The sequence below is a fragment of the Shinella oryzae genome (assembly GCF_023038235.1).
In the GTDB taxonomy this organism is placed as follows: Bacteria; Pseudomonadota; Alphaproteobacteria; order Rhizobiales; family Rhizobiaceae; genus Shinella; species Shinella sumterensis.
On the sequence record NZ_CP081988.1, the window covers coordinates 1,760,531 to 1,786,357 of the forward strand.

A 25,827-nucleotide genomic window follows, 5' to 3' on the forward strand; every position below is an offset into this window, starting at 1 on the left:
GCGATCTAATGATGAAGCGACCGTCAGGACTATGTAAGAAAGCTACGCTTGGTCGGCATGCCGCCCGCCAACCCATTCACAGAGGAGTTCGCCGTTGAACATATTGCTGGAAGCCAAGCTCGAATTACTCAAAGCTTATGAGACGATGGTCAACAAGGGAATGTGGGTAACCTGGCCTGACGGAAACCAATATTTCGTAATAAGACCGGAGCATTTCCGCGAGTTGTTGGAGCCGAGCGAACGTGTGGACGAAGCCGAAGACCGACTAGAAGCAGGCAGGCGAGCGAGGATGGCGCCCGTTTTGCCGCTGTGATGATCTAGCGAGGAAGGAGCAGGGCAGGAGGAAATATTGAGCTTCATTTCGCCACGGTCTGATCCTCCGGTGAATCAGTAGAAGCATCATCTTCAACAGCTGAAAATGTGAGTCAGAGCCAATTCTCAATGGAAATGAGGACGCAGGGTTCTAAGCGGAACTGAGGGGATTGCTCTTATTATCTGACATCATCACGTGCGTCGGTGCGATGAGCGCAAAGGACGGTCGGTGGGTCTATACCGCTGGCCTTGTCCTGGTGCGGCATAAACCTGGTTTTGCAAAGGGCGTAATGTTCTTCAAGATAGGGGATGAAACTGGCCCGGCGAACATAGTTGTGTGGCCGAGCCTGTTTGAAAAGCGTCGACGCGTCGTGCTCGGTCGGTCGACGATAGCGATCAATGGCCGGATTCAACGGGAAGGGGAGGTCATACATCTCGTTGCCCAGCAGCTGTTCGACCTCTCAGGCGACCTCGTTGGTCTTTCCGATCGCGATGAGGAATTCAAGCTGCCAACCGGCCGCGGCGATGAGTTTGCTCATGGTGGCGTGCCTGATCCACGAGATCAACCTAAGCAAGTGGCGCGTCCGCGCGACGTGTTCGACAGAGACCTTCTCATCGATACGTTGAAGATCAAGGCGCGGAATTTTCATTTAAATTCAGCACTTCAATCGCGGGTCGACAGTTCTGATCCCATCAAGAGCTCGAATTCGACGGCTGCTTTCTCAGAAAGTCGAGAAACGCACGCATACCCGTGCCGAGGTGGCGGTGTCTGGGATAGTAAAGGCAGAGGCCAGGATAGGGCGGCGTCCACTCGGCTAACGCCTGCCGGAGTCTCCCGTCCGCAAGTGCTTCCTCGGCCATCCATCGCGTGACATAGGCGAGGCCGCAGTCGTCCAGAGCCGCGGCCACAAGAAGTCGGGACTGGTCGATCACGAGGTTGCCGGTCGTCGCCACGACGACATCCTCGCCGCGGCGCTGGAACTCCCAGCGATAAATCGACCCGCCCGCCATGCGGAGCTGGATGCACTGGTGAAGCGAGAGATCCGACGGACTTTCGAGAAGCGGCGCATTGTCGAGATAGGCGGGCGATGCCACCACGATGTGCTGCTGGTCTGGACCGATCGGGATTGCGACCATCTCGCCGGGGACGAGTTCCGCCGCGCGGATGCCGCAGTCGAAACCTTCTTCGGCGATATCGACCAGTCGCCCTTCGGACCGGATTTCGAAGCGCATTGCCGGCTGCAGCTTCATGAAGCGCGTCAACAGCGGCATCAGCACCTGCTCGGCGGCGTTGGCGTCGCAGTTGATCCGTACAAGCCCGGACGGCGAGGCGGCCTGGTCGTGAAGCTCCTCGACCGCCATTCCGATTTCGCTGAGAGCTGGCATGAGCCGCTCCGCAAGTCTCCGCCCAGGCTCCGTCAGCGAGACGTTCCTCGTCGAACGGTGGAAGAGCTTCACTTTGAGACGTCTCTCCAGTCCGGCGACTGCGTGGCTCAACGCCGACGCCGTCTGGCCCAGAACTCGGGACGCAGCGCGAAAACCTCCGTGCTCGGCCACGGCAAGGAAGGCCGCTAGCTCGCCAGGAGGGAGCAAGCCCACTGTTCGAATTATCTCATCATTGCGTGTAACGGTGGTCATCTAGTTCATGAATGCCATGCGCTTATCTTCGGGACAAGTCGATTACTGAAGGAGTACGACCATGACTTTACCGATACCGTTCGGCTTTTCATCTACGGCCGCCGACATTCTGGAAGGCGTCGACCTCGCTGGCCGGAACGTCATCGTAACCGGTGGCGCCGCTGGCATCGGGCTGGAGACGAGCCGAGCTCTTGCCGCCGCAGGCGCGGCCGTGACCATTGCAGCTCGGCGTCCGGACGAGGCCGAGGAGGCAGTCGCTGAGCTGAAAAAGAGTATGCCCGAGGCTCGGCTGCGTGTTCGCCGGCTCGACCTCTCCGATCTTTCTTCCGTCCAGGAATTTGCTGAGAACTGGAACGACCCTCTGCACGTCCTCGTCAACAATGCGGGCGTCATGGCCATTCCGGAAATCCAGCGGACTGCGGAAGGACGGGAGATGCAGTTCGCCACGAACTATCTGGGGCATTTCGCACTCACGCTAGCGCTGCGACGGCATCTAGCCAAGGCAAATGGTGCCCGTGTCGTTTCCGTCGCCTCGACTGGCAACCTGTTCGCGCCCGTGTTCTGGGACGATCCGGACTTCCGCTTCATTCCATACGATCCGCTGCTTGGCTATGGGCAATCGAAGACAGCCTGCGTCCTGCTGTCCGTTGGGATCACCCAGAACTGGGTTAGCGACGGGATAGCGTCCAACGCGCTCAATCCCGGAGCGATTGCCACGGGGCTTCAGAAGCACACGGGAGGCCTGCGAACCCCCGAGCATTTGCGCAAGACAATAGAGCAGGGGGCAGCCACGTCAGTGCTGCTGGCGGGTTCGCCGCTCGTCGAAGGCATTTCCGGTAGATATTTCGACGATTGCCAGGAGGCCTCGGTCGTTGTCGAGCGAGGATCTGGGCCCTTCAAAGGCGTGGCGAGATACGCCGTTGATGAGGACAACGCGGTCCGCCTCTGGGAGATCGCGACGCGGTTGCTGGGATTGCCTCTGTGAGCGGAACACCCTGTCGACCTGTCCGGACCGGCAGGGTGCTCGTCGAGCGATGACCGGACGCTGATCAGGCCTTGGTCGCCACCGGAAGCCGGAATGGCGCGCCCAAGCGGTTGAAGGCGTTCATCGCGGCGATCGTGATCGTCAGATCGACGAGATCCTTCGGTTCGAAGGCTGACGCGGCTGCGGCATAAGCCTCGTCCGAGGCGTGGGTCTGGCTGACGTTGGTCACCTCCTCGGCCCAGGCGAGAGCGGCCCGTTCCTGATCGTTGAACAGCTGGGGCACTTCGTCCCAGACCGGAACAAGCGTGATCTTATCGACGGACATCGTCTTGCGCAGATCGCGACTATGCATGTCGATGCAATGGGCGCAGCCGTTGATCTGCGACACGCGCAGGAAGACGAGATGAATCAGCTCTTCAGGCAGGTTCGTCTTCTTGGTGACGTAGTGATGGACGCCGAAGAGTGCCTTTGCGCCGTCGGGGGCGACTTCGGACCAGTTCATGCGGGTCATATCGTTTTCCTTTCTCGTGGACACGGTTCTCCGTTCGCCGGGTAAACCGTCGTTGCTTGTGCAGTAGTTGAGGAGGTAGGTCTGGTAGCTAGCGCTACGGCTTGCGCGGCGTCGTCAGGGCGTCGTCATCGGTGTCGACGACGAAGACGGCGAGGAGCTTCGCCGGCTCGGTCTTGCTGGCGTTGGCGCTGACGTCGTGATGGTCGCCCGGCAGCTCGGTAAAGTTCTGACCGGCGATGAAGGTCTTCGTCTCGCCACCGTTCACGGCGCTCAGGATCGCGCCTTCGAGAACCGTCGCATAGATCAAGGCGGATTTTGCGTGCGTATGGGCGGAACTGTAGCCGCCGGGGCCGTACTCGACGAGCACGCCCTTGACGCTCTTGCCTGGAACGTCCGGGAGGGGATGCTCGTAAACCAGCGTCACCTTTGCGTCCTTCGTGTCGTACGCAAGTCCAGGCTTGACGACGTCATGAGCGGAAGCTGTGGCCAGAGCGACCGCAAGTGCCGTAGCGGCATAGAAGATGGTCTTCATGATGTGCCTCTCTGCCTATGCCTTGAGCCATTCTGTGAGAGTGATCCGGCCCTTGATGTAGTCTCCGCCGGGAACCAGTGAGCCTGCGACAACGGGAGCGCCGAAGTAGTCGACGGCCTCGTCGGCTTTGACCGGACGAGCGTCGCCCCTGGCATCAAGATAAGTCCGGATGAAAGATTCGAACGGTCCCCGTTCAGGTCCGGCAAGGTCGACGGTTCCGTTCCTCGGCTCGCCGAGCGCGGCCTCCACCAGAGCAGCGGCGACGTCGTCGGCCGCGATCGGCTGGAAGTCGGTATCCGGCACTTTCACCGCGCCGTCCGCCGCATAAGCGCCGGCCAGGGTCTCGATGAACTCATGGAACTGCGTCGCGCGGACGATGGTGTACCCTTGGCCCGACGCCGCGACGGTCTCCTCCTGCGCCAGCTTGCCGGCCATGTAGGGATTGGCCGCGAGCTGATCGGCGTTGACAATGGAAAGGACGACGTGGTGGCGTACGCCCGCGGCCTTTTCTGCGATCGTCAGGTTGCTGCTCGACGTTCCAAAGAAGTCGGTTATCACAGTCTTGTCGAACGACATCATGTTGGAAACGTCGATGACGGCGTCGGCGCCTGCTAGCGCATCGGCCAGTCCTTCGCCTGTGTAGGCATTGATCCCGTTGCGGGAGCTTGCGACGACGGCTTCGTGGCCGGCATCCCGCAGCAACTTCACTGCCTTCGAGCCGATCAGGCCCGTGCCGCCGATGACGACGACCTTCTTCATCTTGGTCATGGTGATTTCTCCTATGACGAGGCGCGATTGCCCGTCTTGCGTTCGTGGAGTTCAAGGTAGGCGCATCCTCGGGCGGCGATACCACCGTCGTCGGCTGCACCAAGGTCCGCCAGAAGGTGCGCAACGGACACCTTGGCGAGTTCTGCGCGGTAGGCTTTCTCGGCTTTCAGCATCGCGGCGTTGATCTTGCAGGGTTTTTTGAAATAGCGCTGCGGAAGAGGGTTCGGCCCTCGCTGGCGGATTTCGGCGCACCGGAAGGCGGGCGCCGGTCCCTCGACCGCGAGGACGATATCAAGGAGGCTGATTTCGCTTGGGGCCTTGGCCAGCCTGTAGCCGCCTTTCGGCCCTGGTGTCGTCGCGACGATGCCCGCGCCAGACAGCGCCTGCAGGTGCTTCAGCAGATAGCTCGTCGACACGCCGTGGAGTTCGGCCAGTGCTGCCGCCGATAGCACGCCGTCTTCCGACAGTCCCGCCAGGAATGCCGTGCAGTGTATGGCCTGCTCAACGCCTTCGCTCAGTTTCATCTTGCATCTCCTAATCATGGATATAAAATGTCTATGATTGTGATCGGAGTCAACCCGTGATCACATCAAGTGCTCGAAATTCCGAATTTGAGATCAGAAAACGGAGTTTCGACCCCTTGATGCCTCGCCATAGTCAGGACGCTCGCAGGGGCAGAACAACAACGAAGGACATTTAATGACTACCAAGCTCGCACTCTCCTCGACGCCGGAAGGTATCGTCCCGGCGCTCCTTGCACACCTGAACTCGCTCGACGTTGACACCATGCTCGGTTTCTACGACCCGGAAGGATTGATCGTAGACGCCGCAGGGGTCGCTCACGTCGGCAGGGAGGCGATCGGCAGGGAGCTCTCCAAGTACTTCAGCCTCGGCCTTCAGATGTCGATCACGCAGCGTCACCTGTTCGTGGCGGGCGACATCGCGTCCCTCATTCTCGATTGGTCGTATATCGGCACGGCGCGGGACGGCACGGAGATCAACATGGGGGCGACCGCAACCGACATCGCCCGCCGCGGCCCCGACGGTCTGTGGCGCTACCTGATCGACAACCCTTTCGGCTCGATGCAGAGGAGCGCCAGCTGATGACGGAAGCCGCGGAAGTATTGAACGAAGCGACAACGCTCGCATTCCGCGGCGTCCTCACAACCGGCGTCTATTGCAGGGTGACTTGCATCTCCCGTCCTCCCCGGCCAGAGAACATGCGCTGGTTTGGGTGCGTCTCCGACGCACAAAGAGCAGGCTTTCGACCGTGCCTGCGATGCCGTCCCAATGATGAGGAATTCGCAAGGAGGAATGCCGATCTGGTGGCTGAGGCGTGCAGGCTGATTGATGCCGGAGACAGCTCGCCGACCGTCGCGGCGCTCGCGCATGCGCTCGGCGTCAGTGAAGGGCACTTCCACCGAACGTTCCGTGCACACACTGGAATGACCCCGCGAGCATACATGCTCGAGAGGAGGGCTCAACTCGTCCGGGAAGGACTAAAACCGGGCAGGACCATTACATCGACGTTCTATGACGCAGGATACGGTTCCAGTGGACGATTCTACGCGGTATGCAGCCGCGCGCTCGGAATGGCTCCGGCAGACTACAGGGCGGGCGGGCGCAGGGAAACGCTGCACTTTGCAGTCGGCCAGACATCGCTTGGTGCGATCCTGGTTGCATCGAGCGCCAAGGGCGTTGCGGCAATTCTCCTTGGGGATGATCCTGCCGCCCTCTTGACAGATCTTCAGGATCGATTTCCAAACGCGAACTTTGTCGGAGGGGACGAACGATACGAGGACACCGTCGCCAAGGTTGTTGGAATGGTTGAGCGCCCAGAGGTCGGCTTCGACTTGCCGCTCGACCTGCGTGGGACTACCTTCCAGCGTCGCGTCTGGCTTGCGTTGCGAGATATTTCTCCGGGCGAGATCATCAGCTATGAAGATCTTGCAGCTAGGGTTGGATATCCGAAGGCCGGTAAGGCTGTGGCTAGCGCCTGCGCGAGCAATCCACTCGCCATCGCTATTCCCTGCCACCGTGTTGTGAGAAAAGATGGAGCGTCATTCCGCTATACCTGGGGAATCGAGCGGAAGGCTGAGCTGCTGCGAAGAGAGGGACGACATTAAATTGAAATCATGTTCTCGCACAACTGCGCCGCGGTGGTTGACCCGATTGTGGAGTGCTGCTGCCGAGCGAAACGGCTAATCGGTTACACCAGACCGTCTTGCTCCACCGGCTCGCCAGATTTCGATACGATTGAAGATCCGTAGGGCTCACGTGACAGGATGATGAGCGCATCGTTTGGTAGTGGGCGGGCGAGTTGCTTTGCTTCCTCCCAAGGTGCTCGCATCCAGACGTCGGTTTCCTCTTTCGTCAGCAGCAGAACAGGCATGGCCTTTTCGTGGATTGGCTTCACAAGATCGTTCGGATCCGTGGTCAGGAAGCCATAGAGATCGTCCGTGGTCATTCCATCCTTCACCTTGCGGACGCTTTTCCATTGCGGCACGTGGATACCGGCGAAGAACATCAGCGATTTTGCCTCGTCGCGCGCAAACCATGCATTGGGCACATTGCCACCGTCCTGTTTGCTCGCGGGATCCGGCTCGGCGAAGCTTGTGACCGGGACAAGACACCTGTGCTCGACGCCGAACCACCGCGTCCAGTGAGGCAGGTTGAGCTTTCGCACATTGGTCACACCACGGTCCGGCTCCGTGCGAATGAGTTCGTTGATATCGACGGCTTTGCCCTTGGCCTTCAGTCTATCCGCTCGAGCTTCGGCGGCCTTCTTCTGGACGAAGATCGGCGAGGGCAGGCCCCATCGCGCATGCACAAGCTGCTTCTTGCCATCGGCAGTGTTGCGGACGATCGGCCCCATCTGGTCGGGGTTCATCTGGTAGGCCGGCATTAGGTTGATCAGGCTCTCAGCATCCTGGGCCCATTTCGAGACCCAGTCCTTGTCTTCCATGCGATAAAGGTTGCACATGGCAGCAATTCCTCCGCTTCCACCGAAGGCAGTTCGTCACCGCATCCTGCCTGCTTCACTAATCGAGCTTGTAAACGTCGGCATTGTCTTGCCGTTCCCGCAAGCCCTTGTAGGAAGCATGCCGCAATTTGCGGTCTCCGGTCCAGGCGCGGAGCTCGATCTCGGCGATCAAGGTCGGCGCGACCCAGACGATGTCTGCCTTTCCGGCATAGGGAACTGGCGGCTGCTTTCGCTTCCAGCGCAACTTGTCCAACATCTTGCGCAACCTGGTCATCTCGGCTTCTTTGAAGCCTGTGCCGACGTTCCCGACATGGACGAACTGGTCGCCACGATAGGCGGCAAGCACCAGCGATGCGAAGCCGCCCGGCGATGCGGTGGATGGCTCATAGCCGATAACCATGAACGCTTCGCTTTGCACGCATTTCACCTTGACCCAGTCGCCGGTGCGGCCCGAACGATAGGGCTGATCGAGGTGCTTGCCGACGATGCCTTCGAGGCCAAGGCCGCACACATGTTCGAGGAGGACGTTTGCGTCGGCATCGATGGTTTCCGACAGGCGGATGGCGCCATCTTTGCCGTTCAGCGTGTCCTCAAGAAGATGGCGGCGCGATCGGTACTCGACGCTGCGTAAATCGTGACCATCGAGGTAGATAAGATCGAAGGCGTAGAGGATGGCATCAGACGCACGACGGCCAGCGGCTTTGCCGGAAGCGCCCAACGATTTCTGCAGCAGCCCGAAGTCCGGCCGCCCTTCCTCATCAAGCACCACCGCCTCGCCATCGATGATCATTGTCGCGGGCCCAAGCCCCCGGGCAGCCTCTGCGATATCAGGAAACCGATGTGTCCAGTCGTGGCCGCCGCGGGTGAGGATGCGGACGCCTGTCGGCTCAATATGAACGGTCAGCCGGTAGCCATCCCACTTCAGCTCCCAGCTCCACTGATCACCGTTGGGCGGATGCGCCTTCAGCTCAGCGAGCGCCGGCTCGACGCGGTCAGGCATCGGATCGAACAGAAGCTGTGGCTGTGCCGGATTGCGCTTCCGCCGCGGCTTTGAGCGGATCGGGGCTTCGGTATCACGAAGGAGCGGTTTTGATCTCGGGGGCTTCGTCATTGGGAGAGTTCAGCACAAAACTCTTAAAAACATTGCCACGCCGTGCATTCATCCCCGCTATTCACCGAGCGCGTGCACCATCATCCGAAGGCCTGCAAAATTCTTTTTCCCGTACACCCTTGATTCCTCTTCGAATCTTCAGGATCGCTAATGCTGGGATAATATTCCTCGCTTGACTCTTGACTGCCGTAAGAACAAACAATGAACAGATAGCCGCGCGACATGACGTCGAAACCGCCAACACGACCTTGAAGGGAGCCGTGAACGATGACCGCTGCCCGCCAGAGGGTGATCTGCGGCTTGCGAGATCGCATCGCCGCAATGGAGGGCGTGTCGGACAGACGCGCCGGCTGTCTGCCCTTCGGTGTCCCCGAGATCGATGCGGCCCTGCCTGGCGGGGGTCTAGCCTATGGGGCGCTGCATGAGTTCGCGGGTGGGGGTTCGGGTACGGTCGATGGCGCGGCGGCCGCGCTTTTCGTTGCCGGAATAGCCGCCCGGACAAAGGGGCAGGTGGCGTGGTGCCTGACGAGACCCGACCTTTTCATGCCTGCTCTGACCCAGGTTGGCCTTCATCCGGACCGTGTCGTGTTCGTCGAGGGGGACAAAGAGGAGGACGTCCTGTCGAGCATGGAGGAGTGCCTCTCATTTGGAGGCCTCGGCGTGGTCGTCGGCGAACTGGTGCGGCTGCCGATGACGGCGTCGCGACGTCTCCAGCTTGTCGCCGAAAAGACCGGAACCATGGCCATCGCCGTTCGGCGCTGGAGACGACAAACGGAGGCGAATGATTTTGGACAGCCGACGGCTTCGACCACAAGATGGCGTGTCAGCGTCATGCCGTCCGAGGAGCTGCCGGTACCGGGGGTAGGCAGACCTCAATGGTTTCTCGAATTGATGCGCGTGAAAGCGGGTGAGTGTGCTGAGTTTCTCGTGAGAGCGTGTGATGACCAGGGTCGTATCCATCTATCTTCCGGATCTGCCGACGGATCGCATTCGTCGGGCCGATCCCTCCATTCCGCCTGAGCAGGCCATTGCCGTGATTGCCAGGTCAGGGTCGAAGCGATGGGTCTCTGCCGCCGACGCGGCGGCCCGGAAGGCGGGGGTGAGGCCAGGAATGCCGGCTGCGAAAGCCCAAGCGATCTTCCGCGACTTGATGATGGTTGAGGCTGACGCTTCGGCCGACGCCGCAGCGCTGCAACGGATCACCCTTTGGGCATTGACCGTCTATTCGCCGATCGTCGCCGTCGACGGGATCGATGGCATCGTCATGGATACCGAGGGCGCCGACCATCTGCAGGGCGGCGAGCTGCCGATGGTGACAAAAATAGCCAACCAGTGCCGGGCAAAGAAGCTCAGTGCCCGCGTCGCCGTTGCCGACACCTGGGGCGCGGCCCATGCCTGCGCGCGGGCGATCAACAGGGAGACCGTTATCGTCCCAAAGGGCGGCACGGTGCGCGCCGTCGAGAAGCTTCCGCTTTCGCTGCTGCGGCTTCCGGAGAAGATCGTCGCTGATCTGAGGACGCTGGGCTTCCAGACGATCGGTGAACTGGCGAATACGGCCCGCGCACCGCTGGCGCTGCGCTTCGGCCCCGAGATCGGTCGCCGCCTCGACCAGATGTTTGGCCGCATGTCCGAACCGATCGAGCCCGTGCGGGCGCCAGAATGGATCGAAGTCTCGCGGTCGTTCGCCGAGCCTATCGGTGCGGCTGAGACGATCAACAAATATGTTGGAAGGCTGGTCACTCAGCTTGTCGGAGAACTCCAGCGACGCGGCCTCGGCGTGCGCCGCACGGACCTGATCGTCGACAAGGTCGACGGTACCAGGCAGGCCATTCGCGCAGGCACCGCCAAGCCCGCCCGCGATGTCGCATGGTTGACCAAGCTGTTTCGGGACAGAACGGAAAAGATCGAGCCGGGCTTTGGCATCGAGAAGCTGACGCTCGCCGCCGTCATGTCCGAGACACTGGACGAGGAACAGCGTTCGTCCCCATTGGTTGCGGATGAGACGACGGACATCACGCCCCTTATCGATGTCCTTGGAAACCGGGGCCAGCGGGTCTACCGCCTGGCGCCCGTCGCATCGGATGTGCCTGAGCGCAGCGTGCGACGTGTCGCCGCCACCTCCGAGCCGGTCGGCGCGATCTGGACGCATCACTGGCAACGGCCTGTGCGGCTGCTCCACCGGCCCGATGCTATCTCGGCGATCGCTTTGATGCCCGATTACCCGCCACGTAGCATCACATGGCGCGGCCGTCGGCACAATGTGGTGCGGGCCGATGGACCGGAACGCATATTCGGGGAGTGGTGGATGCGCGACAGCGAGTTCGACGCTGTCCGAGATTATTACGTCATTGAGAACCAGGCGGGCGAGCGCTTCTGGATTTTTCGTTCGGGTGACGGCGTCGATCCCGAGACAGGCGACCGGCAATGGTACATGCACGGGATCTTCGCATGAGCTACGCCGAGCTGCAGGTCACGACGCACTTCTCCTTTCTGCGTGGCGCATCTTCAGCGCAGGAGCTGTTCGAGACCGCCAAGATCCTGGGGATCGAGGCGCTCGGCGTCGTCGATCGGAATTCGCTGGCAGGCATCGTCCGGGCGCTGGAAGCATCCCGCGCCACCGGTCTGCGCCTGGTTGTTGGCTGTCGTCTCGATCTGGCGGATGGCATGTCGTTGCTTGTCTATCCGATGGATCGCCCTGCCTATTCGCGCCTGACGCGCCTCATTACGCTCGGCAAATCGCGCGGCGGCAAGAATAACTGTATCCTGCATTGGGACGATATCGTCGCTTACTCCGAGGGCATGATCGGCATTCTGGTGCCGGATCTGCCGGATGCCACCTGTGCCGCGCAGCTCCGAAAAATGGCTGAGCTGTTTGGCGATCGCGCTTACGTGTCGCTCTGTCTGCGCCGGCGACCGAACGACCAGTTGCGCCTGCATGAGATGTCCAATATGGCGAGCCGGTTCAAAGTCAAAACCGTCGTCACCAATGACGTGCTGTTTCATGAGCCGGGCCGCCGGCAATTGCAGGACATCGTCACCTGCATCAGGCACAACACCACGATCGACGATGTCGGTTTCGAGCGGGAGAGGCATGCGGATCGTTATCTGAAGCCACCGGAGGAGATGGAGCGGCTATTTCCGCAATATCGCGAGGCCTTGGCGCGAACCCTGGAAATCGTGCGTCGCTGCAAATTCTCGCTTGAGGAGCTGACCTACCAATACCCGGAGGAAGCCATCGTGCCGGGCAAGGATGCCCAGGCGTCGCTCGAGCATTATGTCTGGGAATGCGCGCCCGATCGTTATCCGGAAGGCCTGCCACCGGATGTTCTAAAGACCGTTCGACACGAGCTCGATCTCATCCGCACGATGAAATACGCCCCGTATTTCCTGACCGTGTTTTCGATCGTGCGCTTTGCCAGAAGCCAGGGCATTCTCTGTCAGGGCCGGGGATCGGCGGCCAACAGCGCTGTCTGCTATATCCTTGGCATAACGTCGATCGACCCCTCAACCAATGATCTCCTCTTCGAGCGTTTCGTCAGCCAGGAAAGAGACGAGCCGCCGGACATCGATGTCGACTTCGAGCACGAACGGCGCGAGGAGGTCATCCAGTGGATCTATAAGACCTATACGAAAGACAAGACGGCACTCTGCGCGACCGTCACCCGTTACCGGGCCAAGGGCGCAATCCGCGATGTCGGCAAGGCGCTCGGCCTGCCTGAAGATGTCATCAAGGCGCTGTCATCCGGCATGTGGTCCTGGTCGGAAGAGGTTCCCGACCGAAACATCAGGGAACTCAATCTCAACCCGGACGACCGGCGCTTAGCGCTCACCCTGAAACTCGCGCAGCAGCTGATGGGCGCGCCTCGCCATCTCGGTCAGCACCCCGGCGGCTTTGTCCTCACCCATGACCGGCTCGATGACCTCGTGCCGATCGAGCCGGCGACGATGAAAGACCGGCAGATTATCGAATGGGACAAGGACGACGTCGAGGCACTGAAATTCATGAAGGTGGACGTCTTGGCGCTCGGGATGCTGACCTGCATGGCCAAGGCTTTTGATCTCATCCGCGAACACAAGGGCCAGCACCTTGATCTCTCGAAGATCGAACAGGAGGATGCGGCGACCTATGCGATGATCCGCAAGGCTGACACGCTCGGCACCTTTCAGATCGAAAGCCGTGCGCAGATGGCGATGCTACCGCGCCTCAAACCCCGCACCTTCTACGATCTCGTCGTGCAGGTGGCGATCGTGCGTCCCGGTCCGATCCAGGGCGACATGGTGCATCCCTATCTGAGAAGGCGTGAGGGGAAGGAGGACGTCGTTTATCCAACGCCGGAGCTTGAGGCAGTCCTCGGCAAGACGCTCGGTGTGCCGCTGTTTCAGGAAAGCGCCATGCGCGTTGCCATGGTCTGTGCCGGCTTTACCGGTGGTGAGGCCGACCAGCTGCGCAAGTCCATGGCGACCTTCAAGTTTACCGGCGGCGTCTCGCGCTTCAAGGACAAGCTGGTGTCAGGCATGGTCAAGAACGGATATTCGCCCGAGTTCGCCGAAAAGACCTTTTCGCAGTTGGAAGGCTTTGGCTCGTACGGCTTTCCGGAAAGCCATGCGGCCTCATTTGCGTTGATCGCCTACGCTTCGAACTACATCAAGTGCCATTACCCCGACGTGTTTTGTGCAGCCCTTCTCAACAGCCAGCCAATGGGCTTTTATGCGCCGGCCCAGATCGTCGGGGACGCTATCAAGCATGGCGTCGAGGTGCGGCCGGTCTGCGTCAACCGCTCGCGCTGGGACTGCACGCTGGAAAAGATCGGAAGTAGCGATCGGCATGCTGTACGGCTCGGCTTCCGGCAGGTAAAGGCGCTGGCGGTCGCCGATGCCGCACGGACCGTTGCAGCGCGCATGGACAGTCCCTTCGTCTCTGTCGATGACATGTGGCGCCGGTCGAGTGTTCCGACTGAAGCGCTTGTCCAGCTGGCAGAGGCCGATGCCTTCCTGTCATCGCTTAAACTCGAACGCCGAGATGCCCTTTGGGCGATCAAGGCGTTGCGCGACGAGCCTTTGCCCTTGTTCGCAGCCGCAGCCGAACGCGAGATGGCAGCCATTGCCGAGCAACTGGAGCCGGAGGTCGCGCTTCGGCAGATGACGGATGGGCACAACGTCATAGAGGATTACAGCCACATCGGGCTGACTTTGCGCCAGCATCCGGTCGCCTTTCTGCGCAAGGACCTGTCGGCACGCAATATCATCACCTGTGCCGAGGCGATGAATGCTCGGGATGGCCGATGGGTTTACACCGCTGGACTCGTGCTGGTGCGGCAGAAGCCGGGATCCGCCAAAGGTGTCATGTTCATCACCATTGAGGACGAGACGGGTCCTGCCAACGTCGTCGTCTGGCCAACCCTGTTCGAGAAGCGCCGACGCATCGTGCTGGGATCCTCAATGATGGCGATCAACGGCCGCATCCAGCGAGAAGGGGAGGTGGTCCATCTCGTCGCCCAGCAACTCTTCGATCTCTCAGGCGATCTGGTTGGCCTTGCTGATCGGGACACGGAGTTCAGGCTGCCGGCTGGTCGCGGCGATGAATTTGCCCATGGCGGCGGCGGGCCGGATTCACGCGACAGGCCGAAGCCGGTCGTCCCGCGGGACATGTTCACGCCCGATCTTCATATCGATACACTGAAGGTGAAGAGCCGGAATTTTCATTAAGCGATTTAGGTAAGTGTGTAGTCGGAGGCCCTATTGCTTCCAAGCGTTGTTACTTCTCAGCGGCCAACTCGCTGAAATTCTTGATGTTGACCGAGGCGTCGGGAAACTTCGCCGTAATCTCCAGCGTGCCACCTAAAGCTTCGATATAGCGTCGCAGATTGCTGACATAAATATCGGCGCGCTGCTCCAGCTTTGCGACCGCCGGCTGCTTCACATGGAGTGCGCGTGCCACATCCTGCTGAGTTTTTTCACGGGCCACGCGCAGTTCGTGCAGCGCCATTTCCTCGAGAATTGCCTTCGTCGCTTCATCGTTGCGAGCCCGGCGTTCAGGCGACATTCTGTTGCGCAAGTCGTTAAAGGAGCGATGTCCCGTCATATCAACCCTTCCTTCCCGATCTCGATCAGGTAATTGTCATATAGTCGATCAGCGACCGGAATCATGATTTCGTAAAAGCGGTCGTCGCCGGTTTTATTTCCACCAATCAGCAAAATAGCAGTGCGACGCGGATCGAAAGCGTAGAATACCCGGTAGGGTTCGCCGCCGCTCTGAATCCGCAGCTCCCGCATATGTTCGTGCTTTGAACCTTCGATGCCGGATGAGTAAGGGAAGGGAAGTTGCGGTCCTTTGGCTTCGAGAAGCCCCACAACCCTTACAACATCGTCTTGAACGGCCTCGATCAGCGTCGTGTACCACTCACCAAACTCATCGGTATATTCAACGCTCCAACTCATCGCTGCTCCGAATGTATTCCATCTATGGAATATTTCAAGCGATATTCCGCAGATGGAATAACTTGGCCCCTCAGAGTTGACAAGGGTAGATGGCGCTGACCTGTTGGCGCCCGCGACGATCATTCCAGCAAACTTGTGATCTGGAGCCTGCTTGAGAACGACGTCAGACCTCGATGCAGCTTCCGCAACCGTTCGAAATGATCAGCTTCGAGCTGCATGCGAGGCGTCTCCAGCAGTTGTATGCGTCGACGCCGACCCGACGTCGGAGTGAGGAAACAACCGGCAACGCGATCGGGGAAGGCAAGGATCCGCATCATCACGATTATTGTGGATCCAAGGCAAAGTCTATGAGGCGTCCCAATCCCGCTCTTGATGGATGGCTTCCTGGTCCAGCCCCGGATCTCCGTCGATCAACCCGCTGACGGGGTCCGCTAGCAAGCTGCGGCCGCTTCGGCTCACGCCTTTGCGGTGATCGCGACCGGTTCCGGACACTGATGGGAGCCATCGAGCGGGGAATGGCCCGCTCCAAAGATGGAGCCTCAGATGAACACCGATCTTTCCCTCGCGCAGAACCACGCATTCCAGCTCGCCCGCACCCTGATGGTTCCGGTCACGCTGTTCAGGTCCGGCAACGAGTTCGGCGTTCTGCCGAGCGACGACCCTGACGACGAAGACGATCTGGAGATCGTGCATGAATATGAGCCGTGGTGACTTATCGTCACCTCGGGCTCGATCGCCTTGCTTTGCAAGGGCATCCTCGACTTTCAGCTGCACATAATCCGCCCCGGCTTGGAAGCGGTTGACTTCTCCGATATATCCATTATTCTGGATATATGGAAAGTAACAACGCAATAGCGGCCCTTGCGGCCTTGGCCCAGAACACCCGGCTTGAGACGTTCCGTCTGCTCGTGAGGCACGAACCGGATGGAATTCCGGCAGGCGAGCTCGCCCGGCTGCTTGATGTCCCGCAGAACACGATGTCGGCGCATCTTGCGACGCTGTCTCGTGCAGGGTTGGTGAAGAGCGAGCGCCAGAGCCGATCAATCATCTACCGGGCCGACCTGGACGGCCTGCGCGACCTGACACTATTCCTGCTGAAGGACTGCTGCGGCGGATCGACGGAGCTTTGCGCTCCCCTGATCGCAGAACTGACGCCATGCTGCGCGCCGGGGGCGAAGCCATGTTGAGCGCGATCGCATTGCACGAAGTGGCCGGTAGCGACGCTCGTCTCCGCGAAGCGCTCCGTGCGGCGGATCTCCCGACCGATGACATTGAAGACGAAGGCCGCGCCTTCCTCGAAGCCGTCTTCGGCGACGGCCAAACGATCGGATATGCCGGCCTCGAACGCTGCGGCGGCGATTATCTGCTGCGGTCTGTTGTCGTTCTGCCGGAACATCGGGGGCATGGGTTCGGCCGGGCAATCGTCGAGGCAACGCTTCGAGGCGTAGGTGGCGATATCTTCCTCGCGACGACGAGTGCCGCGCCGTTTTTCTCGAGCATCGGGTCTTCAGAGGTGCCGCGGGCCGAAGTGCCGGCCGCGGTGCTTGCGACCCGCCAACTGTCCTCAATTTGCCCTCGTCGGCGACCATCATGAAGCTCAACAGGCCTCCGACCTAACCACGGACCACGACCATGACTGACAAGACCTACAACGTGCTGTTCCTCTGCACGGGCAATTCCGCTCGCTCTATTCTCGCCGAGTCCATCCTCAACAAAGAGGGCGGCGGCCGGTTCAAGGCCTATTCCGCCGGCAGCCAGCCGAAGGGCGAAGTCAATCCGCACGCGCTGAAGGAACTGGATGCGCTCGGCTACCCATCGACGGGTTTCTCATCGAAGAGTTGGGACGTGTTCGCCGATGCAGGGAGCCCAGAGATGGATTTCATCTTCACCGTCTGCGACAGCGCAGCCGGTGAAGCCTGCCCTGTATGGATTGGCCATCCGATGACCGCCCATTGGGGCGTCGAGGATCCCGCGGCCGTCGTCGGAACTGAAGTTGAGATCCAGCGTGCTTTCGCCCAAGCTGCACGGTTTCTGAAGAACCGGATCACCGCCTTCATCAACCTGCCCATAGCTTCGATCGATCGCCTGGCCCTCGAACAGCACGTTCGCCAGATCGGTTCGCTGGAAGGCGCATCGGTCAAATCAGCGAAGGCCGAGTAAGATGTCGGCATTCGAGCGATACCTGACTGTTTGGGTCTTCCTCTGCATCGCCGTCGGCGTTGCCCTCGGTCACCTGATGCCCGGCGTCTTCCATATCATCGGCGGCGCTGAGATCGCCGAGGTCAACATCCCCGTCGCGATCCTGATCTGGCTGATGATCATTCCGATGCTGCTGAAGATCGATTTCCGGTCGCTGACGGAGGTCGGATCCTACTGGCGCGGGATCGGCGTGACGCTGATCATCAACTGGGCGATCAAACCATTCTCCATGGCTTTGCTGGGATGGCTGTTCGTCGGCTGGCTGTTCCGACCCTATCTGCCGGCCGACCAGATCGACTCTTATATCGCAGGCCTGATCATCCTTGCCGCAGCACCTTGCACGGCCATGGTCTTCGTCTGGTCCAACCTTACGCGGGGCGAACCGCTGTTCACCCTATCGCAGGTTGCCTTGAACGACGCGATCATGGTCGTTGCATTCGCACCGATCGTCGGCCTACTGCTCGGCCTCTCGGCTATCACCGTGCCCTGGGCGACACTTGCCCTGTCGGTCGCGCTCTACATCTTCGTTCCCGTCATCATCGCCCAGATGCTGCGGAGTTACCTGATGGCCGACGGCACGACGGGCGCGCTCGATCGCTTGCTTGCGAAGCTTCAACCGATGTCGCTTGTCGCGCTGCTCGCCACGCTCGTACTTCTCTTCGCTTTCCAGGGCGAGCAGATCATCGCCCAGCCGACCATCATCGCACTGCTCGCGGTTCCGATCCTGATCCAGGTCTATTTCAACTCGGGTCTCGCCTACCTCCTGAACCGCATGTCGGGCGAGCGCCATTGCGTCGCCGGGCCGTCAGCGCTCATCGGTGCCAGCAATTTCTTCGAGCTCGCGGTTGCCGCTGCCGTCAGCCTGTTCGGGTTTCAGTCGGGCGCGGCACTCGCCACCGTCGTCGGTGTCCTGATTGAGGTGCCTGTGATGCTCTCGGTCGTCTGGATCGTGAACCGCTCGAAGGGCTGGTACGAGGCATCACCGGCCGTCTCCCGCAACACTATCACCGAAATGACCTGACCATGGACGCCACCATCTATCACAATCCGGCCTGCGGCACGTCTCGCAACACGTTGGCGCTGATCCGCGCCACCGGGATCGAACCCACCGTCATCGAATACCTGCAGAACCCGCCATCGCGCGAGCAGCTCTCCAGGATGATCGCAGATGCCGGCCTGACGGTCCGCGAAGCAATTCGTGAGAAGGGCACGCCTTATGCGGAACTCGGCCTCGACAATCCTGATCTGACGGATGAACAGTTGCTGGACGCGATGATCGCCACCCCGATCCTGATCAACCGGCCACTCGTCGTCACGCCGCTGGGTACAAGACTTGCTCGCCCCTCGGAGGTCGTGATCGACATCCTCCCGGCCGACGCCTTCAAGGGACCACTCACCAAGGAAGACGGCGAACAGGTCCTCGATCAGGAAGGAAAGCGCAGTGTCTGAGACATTTCCCGCACTGCACGACGACCATCTTCAGCCGATCTCGCCAGAATCCCTTCGCCCGGCGTCTTCCACCCACAAGCCGCGGATCCTGATCCTCTATGGTTCGCTCCGGGAAGTGTCGTATAGCCGTCTGCTTGCCTTCGAAGTCCGTCGGTTGCTCGAGCGACTCGGATGCGAGGTGCGCATATTCGATCCGGCCGGATTGCCGCTCCCGGACGAGGCGCCTGTCTCCCATCCCAAGGTTCAGGAACTCCGCAACCTCTCTCAATGGTCGGAAGGCCATGTCTGGATCAGCCCAGAACGCCACGGCGCCATGACCGGGATTATGAAGGCGCAGATCGACTGGATCCCGCTGTCGCTCGGCTCAGTCCGTCCGACGCAGGGCAAGACGCTGGCGGTGATGGAGGTCTCCGGCGGCAGTCAGTCCTTCAACGCCCTCAATCAATTGCGTATTCTCGGCCGCTGGATGCGGATGATCACCATCCCCAACCAGTCGTCCATTGCTAAGGCGTTTCAGCAATTCGATGCCGACGGCCGGATGAAGCCGTCTTCCTACTATGACCGCGTCGTCGACGTCTGCGAGGAACTGGTGAAGTTCACCATCATGACCCGCGATGCCGCGACCTACCTGACCGACCGCTACAGTGAGCGGAAGGAAGAAGCGGCCGAGCTGGAGAAGCGGGTTTCGCTGCAGTCCATCTGACAACCTAGATCGTCGCGATGGCTGGCCGCCGACAGGATGCCGCCACCGCAACGAATGCCGCGATGCTGATCGCCCCAAGGCATGCGTTTGCGAGCAGGGCGAAGCTCAGCCCGATATTCTCCATGGGCGCCGCGAACACGAAGGGCGCGCCGGCGCCGACCGCCAGACGGGCGGCCGCCATCTTGCCGGTGATCGCTCCATATCCGTCCGAGCCGAACAGATAGAGCGGCAGGCTGCCCTGCGCGATGCTGTTGATGCCGGAACCGAGCCCGAGGCAGATGGCGAAGGCGACCGCACCCGGAAGCCAGTTGCCTGTCATCAGCAGGATCAGGACGCCGAAGACGATGAGCACGGCCGACAGGACCGCAAGCCCAGGCGGCGACAGGTTCTTGCCGAAGATCATATTGATCAGACGGCTCAGAACCTGCGCTGGGCCTAACAGCGAGCCGATCACGACGGCTGCGGCGCCCAACCCGATCGATCCCAGCATCGGCACCATATGTGCAAGGATCGCGGCGAGCGTGAAGCCAAGAAGCGCGAAAGCAAAGGAGACGATCACGATCGCGCGGCGCCGGGCAAGGTAGCAGACCATGTGCAGCTCGAGCCAACGGCAAAGCTGACGTTCGAGGTCAGTGACGGAGAGCGGCCGATGGCCCTCTACTGCGCGGCCGCGCCACGGCTCGTAGCCGGCTCCTTCGAGGTTTCCCTTCCTGCTCGGCCAGCGAGTTGCAAGCCGCGGGACCGGTGGCTGGCGGAGGAACAGGCCAAATCATCTTGCTGCGGGCCGCCGCCCGTCGATGAGTCAGCTTGGTGCACGTAACTTTGCTCGTTGAGTGATGACGTGATCTTCTTGTTGATCCGCAGCGGATTAAGCTGCTGTGTTTTATCAGATTTCACTCTTCACAATAACGGGTCGACGGTTCGATACCGCTCAAGAGCTTAGATGAGCTGATGTCGCGAACAACGAACGTGATCACAGCGTAACGACAATGTCTTTACGGCGATCTTATCGTCGTTACGCTGGGGCTTATTTTTGGCGTCTGGAAGGCTCACCGAAGTTTCGTCCTTCGTCCAGCAGGATTGCCGGCCTATCCCACCCGATCGATATAATCGGGAGCAAAGCCCGGCCAATAATAGGCGTTGCCAGTCGAGCGTGCGCCAAAAATGGCCTGTCCGACACGCACGACGGTCGCGCCTTCCTCAATGGCGATTTCAAAATCTCCCGACATGCCCATGGAAAGCTGCTTCAGGTCGGAGCGGATGGTGGCGGCGCGATCCCGCAGCTCACGTAGTGAACGAAAGCAGGCGCGCACACGCTCCATATCTGAGCTAAAGACTGCCAGCGTCATGAGGCCGACCGGCCTGAGCCGGGGAAAGTTCGGGAGGCGCTCGATGAACGGCATCAGATCGTTAGGATGCAGTCCGTATTTGCTCTCCTCTCCCGACGTATTAACCTGCACGAATACATCTAGGTCGCGGTCTATGGCATCGAGGCGACGGTTCAATTCCTCCGCCAGCCGAACGCTGTCGAGCGCGTGGAACTCCGACGCCAGCCGGACCAGATACTTAACCTTGTTGGTCTGGAGGTGGCCGACGATACTCCAGCGGATCGTCAGATCGCTGAGGAGAGCCTGCTTGTCTCGGGCCTCCTGGAGCTTGTTTTCTCCGAAGTCGGCAATCCCGGCGGCGTAGGCGAGCCGCAGGATATCCGCCGGGACCGTTTTGGTTATGGGCAGCAGACGCACGTTGTCAGGGTTACGCCCACAGCGTTGGCATGCCGCTTTGATGCGCGCCTGCACGGTTATCAGGTTCGCCGCGAACATGGCGGTGGGATCGTTGCCAAATCGGATGATGTCCTCGGGCGATAGCTCGATTGTTGAAGGCGTGCTCATGTCGCCCCCGATTAGTAAGGCAACGGGAAGCGCGAGACGAGCTGACGCACGTGGGCATTGATCTCCTTCCGGTGGGAATCGAGTGTGCCGCGACGGACCGCCTCAAGCGTGTCGAGCATGAGCGCGGCTATTTCGCGATAGTCGTCGGCGCCGAAGCCACGCGATGTTCCGGCGGCACTCCCGACACGGATGCCCGATGTGATCATCGGCTTTTCCGGGTCGTTTGGGATGGCATTCTTATTGAGCGTGATGCCGACCGACTCCAACGCCTTCTCGGCGATATTGCCGGTCACGCCGAAGGGACGCAGATCGACGACGGCAAGATGGCAATCCGTGCCGCCACTGGTGATCGTAAGGCCGCCATCGGTGAGGGCCTGTGCCAACGCCCGGCAATTCTCGACGACTGAGCGCGCGTAGGTCGTAAAGGACGGTTGCAGCGCTTCGCCGAAGGCCACGGCCTTTGCCGCAATGACGTGCATCAGCGGGCCGCCCTGAAGGCCGGGGAACGTCGCCGAATTGATCTTCGTCGCGATCTCCGCATGATTGGTCAGCACGAAGCCACCGCGCGGCCCGCGCAGGGTTTTGTGCGTGGTCGAGGTAACGACGTCGGCAAAAGGAACCGGCGATGGATAGACCCCACCAGCCACCAGCCCGGCGAAATGCGCCATATCCACCAGCAGGATTGCGCCCACCTCATCGGCGATTTCACGAAAGCGCGCGAAATTCATTATGCGCGGATAGGCTGAGCCACCGGCAATCAGCAATTTTGGGCGGTGGTGCCGCGCAAGTTCAGCGACCTGATCCATGTCGATCAGATGGTTGTCCGGGTCGACGCCGTAGCTGGCAACGTTGAACCAGCGGCCGGACATATTCACCGGCGCGCCATGGGTGAGATGCCCACCCGCCCTGAGATCAAGCCCGAGGATCGTATCGCCGGGGTTGAGCAGGGCCAGGAACACCGACTGGTTGGCCTGACTGCCTGAATGCGATTGCACATTTGCGTATGTGCTGCCGAAGAGCCGGTTCACGCGTTCAATCGCGAGATCCTCGACCACATCGACATTCGCGCATCCGCCATAGTAGCGACGATGCGAATAACCCTCGGCATATTTATTGGTGAGCACTGATCCCTGCGTGTCGAGCACGGCCTGGCTCACGAAATTCTCCGACGCGATCAGCTCAATAGAGTCGCGTTGGCGCACAGCTTCGTTGTCGATCGCATCGGCAACGGCTGTATCGGCAATGGACAACCTGGCAGCACTCACACCTGAAGATCGATCGTTTTGACGTGTGTGCGGGGCGTCCAAAGTGTGCATTGTTATCTCCATCAAGCTGCTGAGAAATTGGATCTCTGCCACGCTGGTTCATCGTTGCGATGTCCGTCTGCACCTAGCACTCATGCGGCCTGCTATGCCCCGCCACTTCTCGCATATCATTCAGACCATTTAACTCCCGGATGTCATCTACGGCTTCGACACCGCCCGAAACGCATTTGCCAGCTTTTTGACGGAATGTTCGATCTCGGCCGGCGTGTAAGCGGCAAAGCCCATCAGGAAACCGGCCCTAGTATCGCTGGTGGCGTGCAGCGCCGAAAATCCCAAAAGCTCGATTCCGACACGGCGCCCGGCATCGATCGCAGTGCGCTCCGACAGATTGCCGGTAAGCAGACACGGCATTTGCAGCCCGCCGATTGGAACGCGCGGTTCGGCGAAATCCGACAGATGCTTTTGAACGAGATCGACCAGCACATCGCGGCGTTCAGCATAGATGCTCCGCATGGTGCGCACATAGGCACCGAAATGACCGCCTTCCATGAACCGGGCGAGCGTCAGCTGCGGCATCGGAGCCGAATGTCCATCGAGTAGAGTGCGTGCCACTGTCATCGGCTTCACGAGCTGGGGCGGCAACACGACATAGCCGATCCGCAAACCTGGAAAGAGTGATTTGGTGAAGGTGCCGATATAGACTGTCCGGTCGTGGGGATCGAGACCCTGCATGCAGGCGGTCGGCTTGCCAGCATAGTGGAACTCGCTGTCGTAGTCGTCCTCGATGATCCACGCCTGATGCTTGGACGCCCAGTCGATAAGTGCGAGTCGGCGGTCCAGCGACAGTGTCGCGCCGGTCGGAAACTGATGCGACGGCGTCAGCGAAACGGCCTTTGCCTTGCGTTGCTCGGCGATGATCTGATCAACGACTATTCCCTGTCGGTCCACGCGAACGGGCAGACATTCGAGCCCCGCCGCATCGAACGCTTTCCGTGCCCCGTAATAGGCGGGGTCTTCGATGAAGATGCGGTCGCCAGGATCAAGCAGTATGTTGGCGCAAAGCGACATAGCCTGCTGCGAGCTGGTGAGGATGAGCACCCGGTCGGCTGTAGCGCGGGCTCCCCGTTCAAGGTTCACGTAGTCGGCGATAGCACGGCGCAGCGGTTCAGTCCCCTGCGGATCGCCATGAAAAAGAGTCGGCGCGCTGGCCTCCTTGCGTACCTGTCGCTCGAGCCTTTCCCAGAGCCGAAGCGGGAAAGTACGGATCTCCGGCACACCATGCGCGAACGGTTGCGGCACCATCATCTCGCGCACCCCGCCGCTGCGGAAGATCGCAGCCCCGCGTTTGCTGAGTTTTGGGGGCTGATTGCGTGCGACCGCGTCCCGTCGTGAAAGCCGTTGCCCCGGCGCGAATTCCATCATTTCGGCGATGAAGGTGCCGCTGCCAACTCGGCGATCAATGAAGCCTTCGGCATGAAGCTGGGCGTAGGCGGCTTCAACCGTGTCGCGCGAGACGCCAAGCGATTTGGCGAGCGTGCGTGAGGCTGGTAGCGGCTTCCCCGGCCCTAGCGCGCCATCGACGATCAACTGCCGTATTGCCCGCTGAATGCGCGCATGAAGCGGCATCGCGGCATGGGAGGGATGAGAAATCCAAGCCTTCACGGATTCCAATTGGGCGTGCTTGAACAATGGTCTGACTTTCTCGGGTAAACTGGACGGACCAATCGGGCCATTGTTCGCCTAGTTGTCAATGCAGTTTTTTGGCCGGTGCGCCCCGAACTTCAGGAGACCTTTCAGGATCATGTCCTCACTTGCTTCACCGTTGTCGATCCGCTTGAGCGACCTAACCCATCCTGTCGTGGCGGGGTTCATCTCCGTTATCGTCAACTATGGAGGCACATTCATCCTGGTGTTTCAGGCCGCCAAGGTTGCCGGGCTAAGCCCCGAACTCACGGCCTCCTGGGTCTGGTCGGTATCCATAGGCGTTGGGCTGACGGGACTGTTCCTGAGCTGGCGCTATCGCGAACCGATCATCACCGCCTGGTCTACGCCTGCGGCAGCCTTCCTCGTCACGGCTCTGGCAACGACGCCCTATGCGGACGCGGTCGGCGCTTACATGATCTCGGCGGCGGCCTTCGTCACGCTCGGTCTTTCGGGCTATTTCGAGAAGGTCATCCGGCTGATCCCGCCAGGTATCGCCTCCGGGCTGCTGGCCGGCATCCTGCTGCAGTTCGGTATCGGTGCATTCGGTTGCGCAAGCGTCGATCCGCTGCTCGTCGGACTGCTGACTGTCGCCTATGTCGTCCTAAAGCGCTTGTCCGCCCGCTACGCGGTGGTCGGCATACTCGTTCTCGGGTTGGGGTTCCTTCTGACGCAGGGTCGGATCGATCTGTCGGGGCTGAAGCTGGAGTTCGCCGCGCCCGTCCTCACAATGCCGGCGTTCTCCTCGAACGCGCTTCTGTCTGTTGCGCTGCCGCTATTTCTCATCACGCTGACCGGCCAATACATGCTGGGCATGCTGGTGCTGCGCAGTGACGGCTTCAAGACCAGCGCCAATCCCATCGTCACCATGACCGGTCTCGGCTCCTTCATCATGGCCCCATTCGGCTCGCACGCCTTCAACATCGCGGCTATTACGGCGGCGATCGCCACCGGCAAGGAAGCACATGAAGATATACGAAAGCGCTGGATCGCGGGGATTGCTGCAGGCTGCTTTTACGTGCTGGTCGGCGTATTCGGGGTGACGCTCGCCGCCGTCTTCATGGCTTTTCCAGCAACCTTCATCACCACACTTGCCGGTCTGGCGCTGCTCGGCACGATAGGTGGCAGCCTTGCCGGGGCAATGGCCGATCCGACATCGCGTGAGGCTGCGTTGATTACTTTTCTGGCATCCGCAGCGAACATCAAGCTGCTCGGTGTCGGTGGAGCCTTCTGGGGGCTGGTAATCGGTCTTGTCGCCTATCTCGTCCTGAACTGTCGCCTATGCCGTCGAGAACAGGCCAGCCCCACTACAATCGAAAGGATCGCGCAGTGACGACGAT

General features: G+C 60.5%; 27 protein-coding genes and 3 pseudogenes. 17 read left to right on the top strand and 13 right to left on the bottom strand.

All coding sequences use genetic code 11. The features are described 5' to 3' along the window. The first annotated feature begins 94 nt into the window (after positions 1-94). Positions 95-313, top strand: coding sequence for a hypothetical protein (locus K6301_RS24340; RefSeq protein ID WP_247221405.1), 219 nt, complete (start codon positions 95-97; stop codon positions 311-313). A gap of 154 nt (positions 314-467) precedes the next feature. Next, positions 468-962, top strand: a pseudogene (locus K6301_RS24345) (OB-fold nucleic acid binding domain-containing protein); the annotation flags it as partial. Between the two features lie 43 nt (positions 963-1,005). Here K6301_RS24345 and K6301_RS24350 read toward each other — a convergent pair. Then, a complete protein-coding gene (locus tag K6301_RS24350) occupies positions 1,006-1,950 on the bottom strand; it encodes a LysR family transcriptional regulator (protein WP_247221406.1) in 945 nt (314 codons plus the stop codon). 61 nt (positions 1,951-2,011) lie between these two features. Between K6301_RS24350 and K6301_RS24355 the strand changes: the two genes are divergently transcribed. Beyond that, entirely contained in the window at positions 2,012-2,935 is a 924-nt protein-coding gene (locus K6301_RS24355) for an SDR family NAD(P)-dependent oxidoreductase (RefSeq protein ID WP_247221407.1), read from the top strand. A gap of 64 nt (positions 2,936-2,999) precedes the next feature. On the opposite strand, the gene K6301_RS24360 is transcribed toward K6301_RS24355, so the two are convergent. From K6301_RS24360 to K6301_RS24375, 4 genes are all read right to left on the bottom strand, one after another. Further along, positions 3,000-3,446: a carboxymuconolactone decarboxylase family protein gene (locus K6301_RS24360; protein WP_022557092.1), complete on the bottom strand. Its 447-nt coding sequence runs from the start codon at positions 3,444-3,446 to the stop codon at positions 3,000-3,002. Between the two features lie 94 nt (positions 3,447-3,540). Further along, on the bottom strand, positions 3,541-3,978 hold the full coding sequence (locus K6301_RS24365; RefSeq protein ID WP_247221408.1) for a cupin domain-containing protein: 438 nt from the start codon (positions 3,976-3,978) through the stop codon (positions 3,541-3,543). A gap of 15 nt (positions 3,979-3,993) precedes the next feature. Further along, positions 3,994-4,746: an SDR family oxidoreductase gene (locus K6301_RS24370; RefSeq protein ID WP_247221409.1), complete on the bottom strand. Its 753-nt coding sequence runs from the start codon at positions 4,744-4,746 to the stop codon at positions 3,994-3,996. Positions 4,747-4,757: 11 nt separating this feature from the next. Beyond that, positions 4,758-5,270 (bottom strand): RrF2 family transcriptional regulator, encoded by a 513-nt coding sequence (locus K6301_RS24375; protein WP_247221410.1) that lies wholly within the window; start codon positions 5,268-5,270, stop codon positions 4,758-4,760. 175 nt (positions 5,271-5,445) lie between these two features. On the opposite strand from K6301_RS24375, the gene K6301_RS24380 reads away from it, so the two are divergent. Both K6301_RS24380 and ada read left to right on the top strand, forming a co-directional pair. Beyond that, positions 5,446-5,850, top strand: coding sequence for a YybH family protein (locus K6301_RS24380; protein WP_052686827.1), 405 nt, complete (start codon positions 5,446-5,448; stop codon positions 5,848-5,850). After that, complete coding sequence (ada, locus tag K6301_RS24385; RefSeq protein WP_247221411.1) at positions 5,850-6,872, top strand: bifunctional DNA-binding transcriptional regulator/O6-methylguanine-DNA methyltransferase Ada; 1,023 nt, start codon at positions 5,850-5,852, stop codon at positions 6,870-6,872. The genes K6301_RS24380 and ada overlap by 1 nt, the downstream gene beginning before the upstream one ends. A gap of 83 nt (positions 6,873-6,955) precedes the next feature. On the opposite strand, the gene K6301_RS24390 is transcribed toward ada, so the two are convergent. Then, positions 6,956-7,729 (bottom strand): SOS response-associated peptidase family protein, encoded by a 774-nt coding sequence (locus tag K6301_RS24390; RefSeq protein WP_247221413.1) that lies wholly within the window; start codon positions 7,727-7,729, stop codon positions 6,956-6,958. A gap of 58 nt (positions 7,730-7,787) precedes the next feature. Beyond that, positions 7,788-8,840 (bottom strand): non-homologous end-joining DNA ligase, encoded by a 1,053-nt coding sequence (gene ligD, locus K6301_RS24395; protein WP_247221414.1) that lies wholly within the window; start codon positions 8,838-8,840, stop codon positions 7,788-7,790. Positions 8,841-9,107: 267 nt separating this feature from the next. Here ligD and K6301_RS24400 point away from each other — a divergent pair, with 267 nt between their 5' ends. From K6301_RS24400 to K6301_RS24410, 3 genes are read left to right on the top strand one after another with little or no spacing between them, the layout of a single operon-like run. Then, positions 9,108-9,860, top strand: a complete 753-nt coding sequence (locus K6301_RS24400) for an ImuA family protein (RefSeq protein WP_247221415.1) — start codon at positions 9,108-9,110, stop codon at positions 9,858-9,860. Continuing rightward, the gene (locus K6301_RS24405) at positions 9,781-11,292 is read left to right on the top strand and encodes a Y-family DNA polymerase (RefSeq protein ID WP_247221416.1); all 1,512 of its coding nucleotides are present in this window, start codon (positions 9,781-9,783) and stop codon (positions 11,290-11,292) included. Before K6301_RS24400 ends, K6301_RS24405 begins: the two co-directional genes overlap by 80 nt. Then, positions 11,289-14,546, top strand: a complete 3,258-nt coding sequence (locus tag K6301_RS24410; RefSeq protein WP_247221417.1) for an error-prone DNA polymerase — start codon at positions 11,289-11,291, stop codon at positions 14,544-14,546. The genes K6301_RS24405 and K6301_RS24410 overlap by 4 nt, the downstream gene beginning before the upstream one ends. 49 nt (positions 14,547-14,595) lie before the next feature. Here K6301_RS24410 and K6301_RS24415 read toward each other — a convergent pair whose 3' ends face one another. Then, a complete protein-coding gene (locus K6301_RS24415; RefSeq protein ID WP_247221419.1) occupies positions 14,596-14,922 on the bottom strand; it encodes an XRE family transcriptional regulator in 327 nt (108 codons plus the stop codon). Next, a complete protein-coding gene (locus K6301_RS24420) occupies positions 14,919-15,278 on the bottom strand; it encodes a type II toxin-antitoxin system RelE/ParE family toxin (RefSeq protein WP_048903050.1) in 360 nt (119 codons plus the stop codon). Before K6301_RS24420 ends, K6301_RS24415 begins: the two co-directional genes overlap by 4 nt. 543 nt (positions 15,279-15,821) lie before the next feature. Here K6301_RS24420 and K6301_RS24425 point away from each other — a divergent pair. From K6301_RS24425 to arsH, 7 genes are all read left to right on the top strand, one after another. Continuing rightward, a complete protein-coding gene (locus tag K6301_RS24425) occupies positions 15,822-15,989 on the top strand; it encodes a hypothetical protein (RefSeq protein WP_247221420.1) in 168 nt (55 codons plus the stop codon). A gap of 122 nt (positions 15,990-16,111) precedes the next feature. After that, positions 16,112-16,465: an ArsR/SmtB family transcription factor gene (locus K6301_RS24430; RefSeq protein WP_247221421.1), complete on the top strand. Its 354-nt coding sequence runs from the start codon at positions 16,112-16,114 to the stop codon at positions 16,463-16,465. Beyond that, on the top strand, positions 16,459-16,872 hold the full coding sequence (locus tag K6301_RS24435; RefSeq protein WP_247221422.1) for a GNAT family N-acetyltransferase: 414 nt from the start codon (positions 16,459-16,461) through the stop codon (positions 16,870-16,872). The genes K6301_RS24430 and K6301_RS24435 overlap by 7 nt, the downstream gene beginning before the upstream one ends. Before the next feature lie 38 nt (positions 16,873-16,910). Next, on the top strand, positions 16,911-17,438 hold the full coding sequence (locus K6301_RS24440; RefSeq protein WP_247221423.1) for an arsenate reductase ArsC: 528 nt from the start codon (positions 16,911-16,913) through the stop codon (positions 17,436-17,438). Between the two features lies 1 nt (position 17,439). After that, positions 17,440-18,498, top strand: a complete 1,059-nt coding sequence (gene arsB / locus K6301_RS24445) for an ACR3 family arsenite efflux transporter (protein WP_247221424.1) — start codon at positions 17,440-17,442, stop codon at positions 18,496-18,498. A gap of 2 nt (positions 18,499-18,500) precedes the next feature. Continuing rightward, complete coding sequence (gene arsC, locus K6301_RS24450; RefSeq protein WP_247221425.1) at positions 18,501-18,926, top strand: arsenate reductase (glutaredoxin); 426 nt, start codon at positions 18,501-18,503, stop codon at positions 18,924-18,926. Next, a complete protein-coding gene (arsH, locus tag K6301_RS24455) occupies positions 18,919-19,629 on the top strand; it encodes an arsenical resistance protein ArsH (RefSeq protein WP_425475420.1) in 711 nt (236 codons plus the stop codon). The genes arsC and arsH overlap by 8 nt, the downstream gene beginning before the upstream one ends. A 4-nt stretch (positions 19,630-19,633) precedes the next feature. Here arsH and K6301_RS24460 read toward each other — a convergent pair. After that, positions 19,634-20,206: pseudogene (locus K6301_RS24460) on the bottom strand (MFS transporter); the annotation flags it as partial. On the opposite strand from K6301_RS24460, the pseudogene K6301_RS24465 reads away from it, so the two are divergent. Continuing rightward, positions 20,207-20,449, top strand: a pseudogene (locus K6301_RS24465) (DUF6428 family protein); the annotation flags it as partial. It lies immediately after the preceding pseudogene. A gap of 268 nt (positions 20,450-20,717) precedes the next feature. Here K6301_RS24465 and K6301_RS24470 read toward each other — a convergent pair. The 3 genes from K6301_RS24470 to pdxR all read right to left on the bottom strand — a co-directional run bounded on the left by K6301_RS24470 (position 20,718) and on the right by pdxR (position 24,475). After that, on the bottom strand, positions 20,718-21,521 hold the full coding sequence (locus tag K6301_RS24470) for a YggS family pyridoxal phosphate-dependent enzyme (RefSeq protein ID WP_247221427.1): 804 nt from the start codon (positions 21,519-21,521) through the stop codon (positions 20,718-20,720). Between the two features lie 11 nt (positions 21,522-21,532). After that, the gene (locus tag K6301_RS24475; RefSeq protein WP_247221429.1) at positions 21,533-22,837 is read right to left on the bottom strand and encodes a serine hydroxymethyltransferase; all 1,305 of its coding nucleotides are present in this window, start codon (positions 22,835-22,837) and stop codon (positions 21,533-21,535) included. A gap of 147 nt (positions 22,838-22,984) precedes the next feature. Next, the gene (pdxR, locus tag K6301_RS24480; RefSeq protein ID WP_247221430.1) at positions 22,985-24,475 is read right to left on the bottom strand and encodes a MocR-like pyridoxine biosynthesis transcription factor PdxR; all 1,491 of its coding nucleotides are present in this window, start codon (positions 24,473-24,475) and stop codon (positions 22,985-22,987) included. A 112-nt stretch (positions 24,476-24,587) separates the two neighbouring features. Here pdxR and K6301_RS24485 point away from each other — a divergent pair, with 112 nt between their 5' ends. Beyond that, positions 24,588-25,820, top strand: a complete 1,233-nt coding sequence (locus K6301_RS24485) for a benzoate/H(+) symporter BenE family transporter (RefSeq protein ID WP_247221431.1) — start codon at positions 24,588-24,590, stop codon at positions 25,818-25,820. The last annotated feature ends 7 nt before the right edge of the window (positions 25,821-25,827 follow it).

Coding starts and splice junctions, on each gene's coding strand:
- K6301_RS24390 (WP_247221413.1), bottom strand. CDS start 7,729: ATGTGCAACCTTTATCGCATGGAAGACAAGGACTGGGTCTCGAAATGG.
- arsC (WP_247221425.1), top strand. CDS start 18,501: ATGGACGCCACCATCTATCACAATCCGGCCTGCGGCACGTCTCGCAAC.
- K6301_RS24375 (WP_247221410.1), bottom strand. CDS start 5,270: ATGAAACTGAGCGAAGGCGTTGAGCAGGCCATACACTGCACGGCATTC.
- K6301_RS24400 (WP_247221415.1), top strand. CDS start 9,108: ATGACCGCTGCCCGCCAGAGGGTGATCTGCGGCTTGCGAGATCGCATC.
- K6301_RS24485 (WP_247221431.1), top strand. CDS start 24,588: ATGTCCTCACTTGCTTCACCGTTGTCGATCCGCTTGAGCGACCTAACC.
- K6301_RS24430 (WP_247221421.1), top strand. CDS start 16,112: ATGGAAAGTAACAACGCAATAGCGGCCCTTGCGGCCTTGGCCCAGAAC.
- ligD (WP_247221414.1), bottom strand. CDS start 8,840: ATGACGAAGCCCCCGAGATCAAAACCGCTCCTTCGTGATACCGAAGCC.
- K6301_RS24405 (WP_247221416.1), top strand. CDS start 9,781: ATGACCAGGGTCGTATCCATCTATCTTCCGGATCTGCCGACGGATCGC.
- K6301_RS24440 (WP_247221423.1), top strand. CDS start 16,911: ATGACTGACAAGACCTACAACGTGCTGTTCCTCTGCACGGGCAATTCC.
- ada (WP_247221411.1), top strand. CDS start 5,850: ATGACGGAAGCCGCGGAAGTATTGAACGAAGCGACAACGCTCGCATTC.
- K6301_RS24420 (WP_048903050.1), bottom strand. CDS start 15,278: ATGAGTTGGAGCGTTGAATATACCGATGAGTTTGGTGAGTGGTACACG.
- K6301_RS24470 (WP_247221427.1), bottom strand. CDS start 21,521: ATGAGCACGCCTTCAACAATCGAGCTATCGCCCGAGGACATCATCCGA.
- K6301_RS24350 (WP_247221406.1), bottom strand. CDS start 1,950: ATGACCACCGTTACACGCAATGATGAGATAATTCGAACAGTGGGCTTG.
- K6301_RS24475 (WP_247221429.1), bottom strand. CDS start 22,837: ATGCACACTTTGGACGCCCCGCACACACGTCAAAACGATCGATCTTCA.
- K6301_RS24425 (WP_247221420.1), top strand. CDS start 15,822: ATGAACACCGATCTTTCCCTCGCGCAGAACCACGCATTCCAGCTCGCC.
- K6301_RS24415 (WP_247221419.1), bottom strand. CDS start 14,922: ATGACGGGACATCGCTCCTTTAACGACTTGCGCAACAGAATGTCGCCT.
- K6301_RS24410 (WP_247221417.1), top strand. CDS start 11,289: ATGAGCTACGCCGAGCTGCAGGTCACGACGCACTTCTCCTTTCTGCGT.
- K6301_RS24365 (WP_247221408.1), bottom strand. CDS start 3,978: ATGAAGACCATCTTCTATGCCGCTACGGCACTTGCGGTCGCTCTGGCC.
- arsB (WP_247221424.1), top strand. CDS start 17,440: ATGTCGGCATTCGAGCGATACCTGACTGTTTGGGTCTTCCTCTGCATC.
- K6301_RS24370 (WP_247221409.1), bottom strand. CDS start 4,746: ATGACCAAGATGAAGAAGGTCGTCGTCATCGGCGGCACGGGCCTGATC.
- K6301_RS24355 (WP_247221407.1), top strand. CDS start 2,012: ATGACTTTACCGATACCGTTCGGCTTTTCATCTACGGCCGCCGACATT.
- K6301_RS24435 (WP_247221422.1), top strand. CDS start 16,459: ATGTTGAGCGCGATCGCATTGCACGAAGTGGCCGGTAGCGACGCTCGT.
- K6301_RS24360 (WP_022557092.1), bottom strand. CDS start 3,446: ATGACCCGCATGAACTGGTCCGAAGTCGCCCCCGACGGCGCAAAGGCA.
- K6301_RS24380 (WP_052686827.1), top strand. CDS start 5,446: ATGACTACCAAGCTCGCACTCTCCTCGACGCCGGAAGGTATCGTCCCG.